Annotated in this window: 10 protein-coding genes and 1 pseudogene; 6 read left to right on the plus strand and 5 right to left on the minus strand. The window is 74.4% G+C overall.

Annotated features, from left to right (window positions below; all coding sequences use genetic code 11):
* From BU198_RS26700 to BU198_RS26710, 3 genes and pseudogenes are all read left to right on the plus strand, one after another.
* Window positions 1-653, plus strand: a pseudogene (locus tag BU198_RS26700) (MFS transporter); the annotation flags it as partial.
* A gap of 50 nt (window positions 654-703) precedes the next feature.
* Complete coding sequence (locus BU198_RS26705; RefSeq protein WP_188299440.1) at window positions 704-1,210, plus strand: carboxymuconolactone decarboxylase family protein; 507 nt, start codon at window positions 704-706, stop codon at window positions 1,208-1,210.
* A 201-nt stretch (window positions 1,211-1,411) separates the two neighbouring features.
* Complete coding sequence (locus BU198_RS26710; protein WP_188299432.1) at window positions 1,412-3,277, plus strand: penicillin-binding transpeptidase domain-containing protein; 1,866 nt, start codon at window positions 1,412-1,414, stop codon at window positions 3,275-3,277.
* 82 nt (window positions 3,278-3,359) lie between these two features.
* Here the strand turns inward: BU198_RS26710 and BU198_RS26715 are convergent, their stop codons facing one another.
* The 3 genes from BU198_RS26715 to BU198_RS26725 all read right to left on the minus strand — a co-directional run bounded on the left by BU198_RS26715 (window position 3,360) and on the right by BU198_RS26725 (window position 5,460).
* Window positions 3,360-3,617 (minus strand): hypothetical protein, encoded by a 258-nt coding sequence (locus BU198_RS26715; protein WP_188299433.1) that lies wholly within the window; start codon window positions 3,615-3,617, stop codon window positions 3,360-3,362.
* 227 nt (window positions 3,618-3,844) lie between these two features.
* The gene (locus BU198_RS26720; RefSeq protein WP_188299434.1) at window positions 3,845-5,092 is read right to left on the minus strand and encodes an RNA polymerase sigma factor; all 1,248 of its coding nucleotides are present in this window, start codon (window positions 5,090-5,092) and stop codon (window positions 3,845-3,847) included.
* Complete coding sequence (locus tag BU198_RS26725) at window positions 5,089-5,460, minus strand: YciI family protein (protein WP_188299435.1); 372 nt, start codon at window positions 5,458-5,460, stop codon at window positions 5,089-5,091. The genes BU198_RS26720 and BU198_RS26725 overlap by 4 nt, the downstream gene beginning before the upstream one ends.
* A 297-nt stretch (window positions 5,461-5,757) precedes the next feature.
* Between BU198_RS26725 and BU198_RS26730 the strand changes: the two genes are divergently transcribed.
* A complete protein-coding gene (locus tag BU198_RS26730) occupies window positions 5,758-6,666 on the plus strand; it encodes a UTP--glucose-1-phosphate uridylyltransferase (protein ID WP_188299436.1) in 909 nt (302 codons plus the stop codon).
* Window positions 6,667-6,735: 69 nt separating this feature from the next.
* On the opposite strand, the gene BU198_RS26735 is transcribed toward BU198_RS26730, so the two are convergent.
* Complete coding sequence (locus tag BU198_RS26735; RefSeq protein ID WP_188299437.1) at window positions 6,736-8,004, minus strand: FAD-dependent monooxygenase; 1,269 nt, start codon at window positions 8,002-8,004, stop codon at window positions 6,736-6,738.
* A gap of 212 nt (window positions 8,005-8,216) precedes the next feature.
* On the opposite strand from BU198_RS26735, the gene BU198_RS26740 reads away from it, so the two are divergent.
* A complete protein-coding gene (locus BU198_RS26740) occupies window positions 8,217-9,278 on the plus strand; it encodes a hypothetical protein (protein WP_188299438.1) in 1,062 nt (353 codons plus the stop codon).
* A 15-nt stretch (window positions 9,279-9,293) separates the two neighbouring features.
* Here BU198_RS26740 and BU198_RS26745 read toward each other — a convergent pair whose 3' ends face one another.
* A complete protein-coding gene (locus BU198_RS26745) occupies window positions 9,294-9,899 on the minus strand; it encodes an SGNH/GDSL hydrolase family protein (RefSeq protein ID WP_188299439.1) in 606 nt (201 codons plus the stop codon).
* Between the two features lie 265 nt (window positions 9,900-10,164).
* Between BU198_RS26745 and BU198_RS26750 the strand changes: the two genes are divergently transcribed.
* The coding region (locus BU198_RS26750; protein WP_262987068.1) for a glycerophosphodiester phosphodiesterase family protein at window positions 10,165-10,626 on the plus strand (462 nt) is incomplete at its 3' end.

The following is a 10,626-nucleotide window of genomic DNA, read 5'->3' on the forward strand; positions in this document are numbered from 1 at the left end:
CCCGCGAGCGCGCTGCGAACGCCGCCCCCTCCCCCGCCTCCGCGGCCCCCGCCGGGCGCCGGCGGGTCGGGCGGACGGCGCTCGGCTGGAGCCTGACGGTCTTCTTCGGCGTCCAGACCCTGGTCTTCTACGCCACGCTCGCCTGGCTGCCCACCGTCCTGGTCGACGCCGGCCTGAGCCGGACGGCCGCCGGCACCGACCAGGCCGTGCTGATCCTCGGCCTCGCCGTCGGCGGCTTCCTCGCCCCGGCCCTGGCCGCCGCCGGCCGCAGCCAGCGGCCGCACATCCTGGGCGTGGTGGCGGTCTGCGTGTGCGGCCTGCTCGGCGTGGTGCTCGCCCCCGCCGCCGGCGCACCGCTCTGGGCCGCTGTGCTCGGCATCGGCATGGGCGGCGGGCAGGCGCTCGCCGCCGTCCTGTTCGTCCGCCGGGGCACCGATGCCGACCACGTCGCCGCGCTCTCCACGATGGCCCAGACCTGGGGCTACCTGTTCGCCGCCACCGGCCCGGCGCTCACCTCCGCCCTGCACAGCGCGAGCGGCTCCTGGACGCCGCCGCTGCTCGCGCTGGTCGCCCTGCTGCTCGCCGGATCGATCTTCAGCGTCCGGGCGGGCCGGGCTGTCACAAACCCGCGCCGCGATCCGTCGGACCGGTGACCGCACGGTTCACCCGCGAGAAGAGGAACACCACGATGAACGCCCGCCCGATGAACGCCCGCCCGATCACCGCCGAGATCCCGCTGCGCCCGCGCCTGGCCCAGGACCCGGTGGAGCTCGTCCCCGAGATCGCCGAGGTCTCGGCCGCGCTGTTCAAGGCCACCGGCAACCACTCGGTCCCCCGCGCCACCATCAGCCTGGTCCAGCTGCGGGCCGGCCAGATCGCCGGCAGCACCTACCTGACCGTCCTGCACACCGGATTCCTCCGCAAGGCCGGCGAGTCGCCTGAGCGGATCGCCTCGGTGGCCGGCTGGACGGACTCCCCCTACTTCACCGCCCCCGAGCGCGCCGCGCTCGCCCTGGTCGAGGCCGTCCTCCAGCCCAACCCGCACGGCGAGCGGGTGCCGGACGCGCTGTACGCCGAGGTCGCCGGGCACTACGACGACAAGGCGCTGACCACGCTCATGCTCGCCATCGGGCAGGTCAACTTCTTCACCGCCATCGCGCTGGTCGCCAAGCCCGTCCCCGGCCGGTCCTTCACCGACCCGTGGGCCTGACCGCTCCGTGGGCCTGACCGGCCCGTACCCATGAGGTGGCCCGCCCGGCCCGACGCCGGGCGGGCCGTCCCGCTGTCGACCGATCCCGTGCCCCGGCATAGGCTGGTCCGCGCTCGAACGGACCTTCGTCCACCGGGCCGGCGGGCCGACGTACCGAAGGGGGAGCCCGCCGCGGAAGCAGCATCTCAGGGGGGACGGACCATGTCCGGGGAGCGGAAGAACGACCGGCACGACGAGCTCGATCCGATGGACGCGTACGACCGGTACGGCCGGTACGACGCCGGTGGCACACCCGAGGGGCAGGACGGGTACGACGGGTACGACGGCCACGGCGCCTCCCGGGAGTACGACGAACTCGCCGACGACGACGGCGGGTACGGCCTCCACACCGAGGACGGTGCCGAGGGCGACCCGGCCCCGCGCGGCTCGACCAGCCGCAAGGTCGTGATGCTGGCGGCCGGCGGGGTGTTCGCCGCCCTGCTGGCCGTCGGCGGCTACGGCGCCTACAACGTGCTGACCGCGGTGACGGACAACGGTCCCTCCGCCGGTGGCGGCGGGCAGAGCGCCGACACCGCGGCGAAGGCCCCGCAGGAGCCGCCGACCGCCGAGCAGGCCGAGTCGGCGGCCAAGGAGTTCCTGGCGGCCTGGAGCCGGGGCGACGTCACCGCCGCCGCCGGCCTGACGGACCACCCGGAGACGGCGCGCGCCGCGCTGAGCACGTTCCACGAGCAGGTGGGCGCCCGCTCGCTCGCGCTGACCGGGACGGGCCGCGCGCCGGCCGACGCCCCGAGCGAGCCGGCCCTCGGTTTCCACGTGAAGGCCGAGTTCGAGGGCACCCCGGACGCCTGGGAGTACGACGGCGTGCTGAGCTTCGTCCGCTCCCAGGACGGCCGGCCCGTGGTGCGCTGGAAGCCGTCCGTGATCCACCCCCGGCTCACCCAGGTCACCAGCATCACGGTGAAGACGCTGCCCGACCCGGTGTCCAAGCCCACCGACCGCAAGGGCCGGCCGCTCGACACCTTCCCGTCGCTGCGCGCCGTCCTCCCCCAGATCGCCCCGCCGGACGGCGCCACCGCCGTCACCGGGCGGGCCGTGGTGCTCTCGGGCGGCGGCGGCGAGCCGGAGCAGCTGTTCGTCCTGACCCCGCCGAGCGCCCCGCAGGTCAGGCTCACCCTGGACGCCGACCTCCAGCAGGCCGCCGAGGAGGCCGTCAAACAGCAGTCGGCGAACGGCAATCCGGCCTCGCTGGTGGCCATCCAGCCGAGCACCGGCCACATCCTGGCGATCGCCAACGCCCCGCAGGGCGGCTTCAACCGCGCGGTCGCGGGCGGCCAGGCCCCCGGCTCGACGATGAAGGTGATCACCTCGGCCGCCCTGCTGGAGGCGGGGGTGAGCCCGGACACCGTGGTGCCGTGCAAGGACACCACCAACTCCCCGCGCGCCTGGCACAACGACGAGCGCGGCGACTTCCCGTCCTACACGCTCACCGACGACTTCACCCACTCCTGCAACACCGGCTTCATCGACAAGGGCCTGGAGAAGCTCCAGCCCGGCACCCTCGGCAAGGTGGCCCGCGACCAGTTCGGCCTCGGTCTGGAGTGGCACATCGGCATCCCGAGCCGGGACGGCACCATCCCGGCGCCCGGGAACAAGGACGAGGCCGCGGCCCAGTACATCGGCCAGGGCCAGATCCAGGTCAACTCGCTGCTGATGGCCTCGGTCGCCGCCACCGTGCAGAACGGGACGTTCCGCCAGCCCGTGCTGCGCGAGGACGCCAAGCGCGTGTCGGCGCCCGGCAAGCTCCCGGCCGACGTCGCCAGGGACCTGCGCGCCATGATGAACAAGACCGCCACCCAGGGCACCGCCCGCACGCCGATGGCCGGCCTGTCCGGCCAGATCGGCGCCAAGACCGGCACCGTCGAGGCCGGCGGCCAGGCCAACAACAGCTGGTTCATCGCCTACCGCGGCGACCTCGCCGTCGCCGCCGAGGTCGAGGGCGGCGGCCACGGCTTCAGCGCGGCGGGCGTGGCCGCGGCCCAGGTGCTGAAGGCGGGCGGCAAGGGCTGAGCCGCCGCTGCCGCCCACGCCGTCCGCACGGCGGCCGGCCCTGCGCCGCGAGGGCGCGGGCCGGCCGCCGGGGCCGGAAGGCTCAGGCCCGGCCTTCGCCGTGGATCAGGCGGAGGTTCGGCACGCCGGGGAACGGCGGGGTGTGCTCGGCCTCCCGTTCGGCGATCAGGTCGGCCAGTAACCGGGCGCCCATCGCCCGGAACCCGGCCTTGCGCTCCTCGTCGGCCTCCTCCTCCCCCGGATAGAGGGTGACGTGGACGGCGCCGTCCCCGCCGTCCCAGGTGTAGCTGCGGTACGGCGGCGGCTGGGGCTCGTCCGTCGTCGCGGGCTCGTCCGTCATGGGAAACCTCCGGTGGTTGTCCTGGGGTGGTCGTTCTCGGCCTGCCTGCCGCCGTGCGCAACGATTCGGGAGCAAGAAGGGCCCGGCGGCACGCTGCGATTCGCCCGTTCCGGTACGCACGGGCTCCGAACCGGACGGCCGGGGGCCCGTCGTGGCGGCCGACGGCTCGCCCGGGCGGCCGGAGAACTCACCGGACGACCGGGAACCCCCGGGCCGGCCCGGGGATTTCACCGGGCCGGCCGCACCCGGCCCGCCCGCGCCTCCAGGTACCTGCGCTCCGCGAGGCTCGCGGTGGCCCGGGCCGCGCGCCGGTACTGCTCGTACGCCCCGGCCCGGTCGCCGGTCCGCTCCAGCAGGTGGGCCCGGACCGACAGCAGCCGGTAGTGCCCGGCCATCCGGGCATCGGCGTCCAGGGTGGCGAGCAGGGCCAGACCCGCCTCGGGGCCATCGGTCTCCGCGAGGGCGATCGCCCGGTTCAGGGTGACCATCGGGTTGGGCGCGACCCGCTCCAGGATCAGGTACAGGGCGTACACCTGCCGCCAGTCGGTGTCCTCGGCCGCGAGCGCGTCGGCGTGGGTGGCGGCGATCGCCGCCTGGAGCCGGTACGGGCCGAGTTCGGGGCCGGCCAGGGCCTCCTTGACCAGGTCCGTTCCCTCCTCGATCAGCGCGCGGTCCCACGCCGTGCGGTCCTGCTCGGCCAGCGGGACCAGGTCCCCGGAGGCCGTGGTCCTGGCCGCGCGGCGGGCGTGGGTCAGCAGCATCAGCGCGAGCAGCCCGGCGACCTCACCGTCCTCCGGCAGACGCGCACGCACCGACCTGGTCAGCCGGATCGCCTCGCGGGCGAGGTCGAGGCGGTGCAGTTCGTCGCCCGAGGAGGCGGTGTAGCCCTCGTTGAAGATCAGGTAGAGCACGTGCAGGACGACCCGCAGCCGCTCCCCGTGCCCGTCGGCCGGCACCCCGCCCTCGGATCCGGCCGCCCCGGGCAGCTCGAACGAGCCGCCGGCGGCCCTGATCCGCTGCTTGGCCCGGCTGATCCTGGCCGCCATGGTCGCCTCCGGCACCAGGAACGCACGGGCGATCTCGGCCGTGGTCAGCCCGCCGACCGCCCGCAGCGTCAGGGCCGTCTGCGAGGCGGCGGTCAGCGCCGGGTGGCAGCACAGGAACAGCAGCAGGAGCGTGTCGTCGGTGTCCGGCACGTCCTCCGGCACCACCTCGGCCGCCGCCGTCGCCCACTCCCGCTCGCGCCGGGCGCGGTCGCCGCGCAGCTGGTCGATCAGCCGCCGCGAGGCGACCGTCACCAGCCAGCCGCGCGGGTTGGCCGGCACCCCCTCGGACGGCCACTGCACGGCGGCGGCGAGGACCGCCTCCTGCACCGCGTCCTCGCACCCCTCGAAGTGGCCGTACCGCCGTACCAACGTGCCGAGGACCTGCGGCGTGAGCCCACGCAGCAGGTTCTCGAAGTCCGGAACCGTCATGCGTCCAAGTGTCCGTCGGAGAACATCACCTGGCGCACCTCGACGCCCAGCCCCTCGATCGCGGCGTCCGGGATGCGGGCGGCCAGGTCGATCGCGCGCTGCCTGTCCTCGCAGTCGACCAGGTAGAAGCCGCCCAGGAACTCCTTGGCCTCCAGGAACGGCCCGTCGGTCACCACCGGCTGGCCGTTGCGGACGGTCACCACAGCGGCCTGCGAGGGGTCGACCAGCGCCTGGGTGAGGATCAGCTCGCCGGACTCCTTCAGCTCCTCGATGAACCTGCCGTGCCCGCCACCGATCGCCGCCTTCTCCTCGTCGGTCAGCGCGTCCAGCACGGCCGGGTTCAGGTGCAGGCTGATCAGGAACTTCATGTCGTCCTCCTCGGATCGGCGAGCCCCGTCGGAGCCCCTTCGGCCGGTGGTCGGAGCGGACGCCACGGTCTTGACGTCCTCCACCGGACAATCTCGCACGAGTCTCCCGTGTCCCCCACGTCTCCCGCGTCCCCCGGCTCCCTCAGGTCGCCGCCGGCCCGTGCGGCCGGACGGCCGCCGGGGGGCCATCTTCCGTACCGGAACCGTCCACCTGATGGCCTGTCACCCATTGATAGCGTCGGCCGTGACGCCGCGTCGCCACGGCGCAGCACCACCGACGAAACGAGAGAGCGCCCCATGGCCCCCCGGACCATCCGCCGAGCCGTCATCCCCGCCGCCGGGCTCGGCTCCCGCCTCCTGCCGCTGACCAAGGCCACGCCGAAGGAGATGCTGCCGGTCGGCGACAAGCCGGTGATCGAGCACACCGTGCGCGAGCTGATCGAGAGCGGCATCACCGACATCACCATCGTCGTCAACGGCGACAAGGGGATGATCCAGGAGCACTTCCGCCCCAACCCGGTCCTGGTCGAGCAGTTGCGCCGGGACGGCAAGGAGGCCTTCGCGGCGGCGGTCGAGGAGGTCGGCGAGCTGTCCCGCAAGGGCCACATCAGCTACCTCTACCAGCACGGGCCGTACGGCAACGGCACCCCGGTGCTCAACGCCGCCCGCCACTTCGGCGACGAGCCCTGCCTGGTGCTCTGGCCCGACGACGTCTTCGTCGCGGAGGTCCCCCGCGCGCAGCAGCTGATCCGGGCGTACGAGCAGACCAACGCGCCGGTGCTCGCGCTGATGCCGATGGCGCCCGAGGACTCCTACCGCTACGGCGTACCGGTGGTGAAGGAGGATCTCGGCGGCGGTTCGCTGCGGATCTCCGGCCTCGTCGAGAAGCCGAAGCCGGCCGACGCGCCCTCCTCGTACGCGGCGATCGGCGGCTACGTCATCACCCCCGGCATCGTCGACGAGCTGCGCGAACTGACCAGGCGCTGGCACGAGAAGCCCGAGGACGAGGTCTACCTGACCGACGCGATCAACGCCTACGCGGCCCGGCGCGCGGTCTACGGACAGGTCATCGACGGCACCTGGTACGACACCGGCAATCCCGCCGCCTACCTGCGTGCCCAGTTCGCCGCCGCGCTCGCCAACCCCGAGTACGGGCCGGAGCTGCGCCGGCTGGCCGCTGAGCTGTCCCCGGCCACCGACCGGTAGGCCGGGGGCGCCGGGGCCCCGGGGCGCCGGGGCCCCGGGTCAGCGGTCCGTCAGGCCGCCAACCGGGCGTCAGTAGTCCGGCAGGTCGAAGTCCAGGGCGGCCTGGTAGGCCGCCTCCAGCACCGGGTCGGCCTGTCCGAGGTTCATGACGGTCTCGGACCGGGCCTTCCGGTCGCCGGTCAGCTTGAGGATCGCCTGGTTGGCGTCCACGTGGTCGCGCAGCCGCCGCTCGTAGGCGGGGAAGGCCGTACGGTGGTCGCCGCCGGCCGCGTGCAGTTCGCCCGCCAGGACGTAGGCGGCGGTCAGGGCCACGCTGGTGCCCTGGCCGGTGGCCGGGGAGCAGCAGTAGCCGGCGTCGCCGAGCAGGACGACCCGGTCCTTGGACCAGCTCTCCATCCGGATCTGGGCGACGACGTCGTAGTGGAAGGCGTCGCTCTCCCGCATCGCCCGGAGGAAGCGCGGCAGTTCCCAGCGCGCGTGGGCGGAGCGCTCGGCCACCAGCTCGCGCTGCCGGCCGGGGTCGCGCGGGAGCATCCGGTCGATCGGCTCGTCGCTGTGGAAGCCGACGAAGACGCGCAGTTCGCTGTTGTCGCGGACGGTCATCACCATGCAGAACCAGTTCGGGTCGTCGCCGACCTGGTGGGCGACCTCCCAGCGGTCGAGGCCCAGGTGGTTGGGCGCGCTCCAGCCGGCGGTGTAGGTGCCGATGGGGTGCAGGTAGTCCGCTTCGGGACCGAAGACGAGGCGGCGGGTGTTCGAGTGCAGGCCGTCGGCCCCGACGACCAGGTCGAAGGACCGCTCGGTGCCGCTGCGGAGGCGGACCTGGACGCCGTCCCGGTGCTGCACCAGGGTCTCGATCGCGTCGTCGAAGAGGTACTCGACGCCGGGGCCGCCCGCGGTTCCGGTGCCCGTGCCCGTGCCCGTGCCGATGGTGCCCGTGCCCGTGCTGCCCCTGCCCGCGCCGGCGATCAGCTCGGCGAGATCGTCGCGAAGGATCTCCACGTCCGGGCCGCCGACCGGCCCGCCGCTGGCCGTCCACCCGGTGGTGCTGCGCAGCTCGCGGCCGTCCGAGTCGACCACGGACATCCCGCGCAGGCCGGTCCTGCGGGCCCGGACCTCGTCCAGCAGGCCCATCCGCTCGACCACCGTCAGGGCGGTGCCGCGGATGTCCACGGCCTGGCCGCCGCCGCGCAGCGAGGGGGCCCGCTCGACGACCGTGACGCGGAAGCCGTAGCGGTCCAGCCAGTGGGCGAGGGCGGTTCCGGCGATCCCGGCGCCGGAGACCAGGACCGAGGTGGTGCTGCGGGGGCCGGCGTGCGGCCGGGTGCTGTTCGACATGGTGGACCTCCCGTGAGTGGGTCGGTGACGCTGCCTCATCAGCCTCGGCCCGGGCGCTCGCAGGACGCGGACAGGGCGCTGTCAGCGTCCACAGGCCGCCGACGGGACACCGGCAGGACACCGGCACGGTGCTGACAGGACGGCAACGGCCCTGGTCCCCGGGCGGGAACCCGGCTCACGGCGCCCGCCCGCCGGTCCGTAGGGTCTGCCGCATGTCGAGGACCACACCGCCACGCCCGCTGGACGTCGAGGCGCTCTTCCCCGAGCTGGCCCGTCACCGGGGCACCACCACCCGGCTGCATCCGCGCCCGGGCCGGCCGGACGCCTCGGCCAGCTCCGTCGGCGGTCCGCTGCTGTGGCCCTCGGACGAGCCCTGGCCGGTCTGCACCGACCCCCACCCGCACGCCCGCGGCCTGCGGCCCGCGGACATCCACCGCCGCCGGGAGGTCCTGGCCGTCGCCTGGAACCGCGAGCCGAGCCCGGGCCCGACCGACGAGGAACGGCAGCTGCTCAAGGAGCTCGAACGCCGCCACCGCGTCGAAGGCCCGGCCGCGGACGGCCCGTTGCCGCTGATCGGCCTCGCGCAGTTCTACCGGCGGGACATCCCCGACCTGCCCGCGGGACCGGACGACTGCGACCTTCTCCAGGTGTTCTGGTGCCCCTACGACGCCCACGGCCCGGGCCGGTACGGGATGCTGCTCGACCTCCGGTGGCGCCGGTCCCGGGACGTCACCGAGGTGCTGGCCTCTCCCCCGCGGCCGGAGGTGGTCGGCTTCGACGGATACGTGCCGGAGCCGTGCGTGCTGCACCCGGAGCAGGTGACCACCTACCCGTTCGCCGGGCTCCTCCCGGAGGAGCTGTGCGCCCGCATCCACGCCTGGGACGACGCCCTGGACGAGGCCCTGGAGGCGGCGGCCGAGGAGTGCGGGACGGACGGGGAGGACAGGGCGGACGGGACGGATGGGGAGGAGGACGCCGACCCGCGCTACCAGTACGACCTGTCGATCCCTCCCGGCTGGCGCGTCGGCGGCTTCGCTTCCTGGCACACCACCGACCCGGGCCCGATGGACTGCCGCACCTGCGCGACGCCGATGCACCTGCTGCTGACCGTCGACAGCTCGGAGTGGGACGGCGGCACCGGCAGCTGGCGGCCGCTGGAGGCCCGCGACGACTCCTCCACCCCGACCGAGGTCACCGTCGGCCGCTGGGGCGAACTCAACGTCTTCGCCTGCCCCGACGACCCCCGCCACCCGCACCGCTGGAGCATCCAGTAGCCGCTCGCCCCCGGCTCACAGCTCGGTGAGCTCGCCCAACCCCAGCGTGCGCAGCATGTGGTCGGCCATCCGGCGGTGGCCGACGGCGTTGGGGTGGGTGGGGTCGTCCAGCCACGGGATCGCCTCGCCGTCGGGGAACTCGGCGAGCCAGTGTGCCTCGTGGTCGACGAGCAACGCGCCGGTCTCGGCAGCGAGTTCGCGGACCACCTGGCAGTAGGCGGGCAGCTCCGCCCTGGCTTCGCGGCCGGCCAGGCCGGCCACGAGCGGCGTCTGGAGCACGATCCGCGCTCCGGCGGAGCGGTCGATGATCTCGCGCATGGCCCCGCGGAACTCCTTGAGCCCGTCCGGTCCGTCGACGGCGTCGTTGGTGCCCAGCGAGAGCGACAGCACGTCCGGCGCGAACCGCCCGATCACGAAGTCGTACGCCCCGAGCACGTCCGTGGCCCGCCAGGCGGACACCCCCGTGTTGACGACGACGTCCGTCAGCCGCTTGAGCTGCCAGTGGAGACGCTCCTGCACCTGCTCCACCCAGCCGCGGGCGCCGTGGGTGTGGTACGCGGCCTGGGTGATGCTGTCTCCGGCCATCACCCAGGTCATCGGCTCGTCGGCGAGCTCGATCATGTGGTGTTCCCCCCTTGTCAGTTGGTCCTGCCCGGCGGTCGTCGCGGCAGGCGACGACGCCCGGCACCGATCCTATGCACCTGGCGCGACCGTGGATCCGGGCCCGGGGCCGGACGCCGCCGTGGCGGCGGAGGTGACCGGGGAGGCGGATGCGGCGGCCCGTTACTGCTTGACAAGGTACGTAATACTGTAACGAGCTGTCGCCCCGGCGGATCCCGGTCTCCCCGGCCCGTCGGGTCCCTCTCCCCGCAGCCCGGAGCACCGCATGCACCCCTTCCTCGACCATCCCGGGCCGCTCGCCTTCGCACACCGGGGCGGTGACCTCGGGCGCCCCGAGAACTCCCTCGCCGCCTTCGAGGCCGCCGTCGCGCTCGGGTACCGCTACCTGGAGACGGACGTCCACGCGACTGCCGACGGCGTGCTGGTGGCCTTCCACGACTCCCGTCTGGACCGGGTCACCGACCGCACCGGGGCGGTGGCCGAGCTGCCCTGGGAGACCGTCAGGCAGGCCCGGATCGGCGGGGCCGAGCCGGTGCCGCTGCTGGAGGACCTGCTCGGCGCGTTCCCCGGGGTCCGCTTCAACATCGACGTCAAGGCGGCGCCGGCCGTCGGGCCGCTGGTCGAGGCGATCCGCCGGACCGACGCCTGGGACCGGGTCTGCGTCGGCGGCTTCTCCGACGCCCGGCTGGCCGCCGTCCGCGCCGCCGCGGGCCCCCGGCTGGCCACC

This window comes from Streptomyces sp. CBMA156, assembly GCF_014596515.1.
Lineage (GTDB): Bacteria > Actinomycetota > Actinomycetes > Streptomycetales > Streptomycetaceae > Kitasatospora.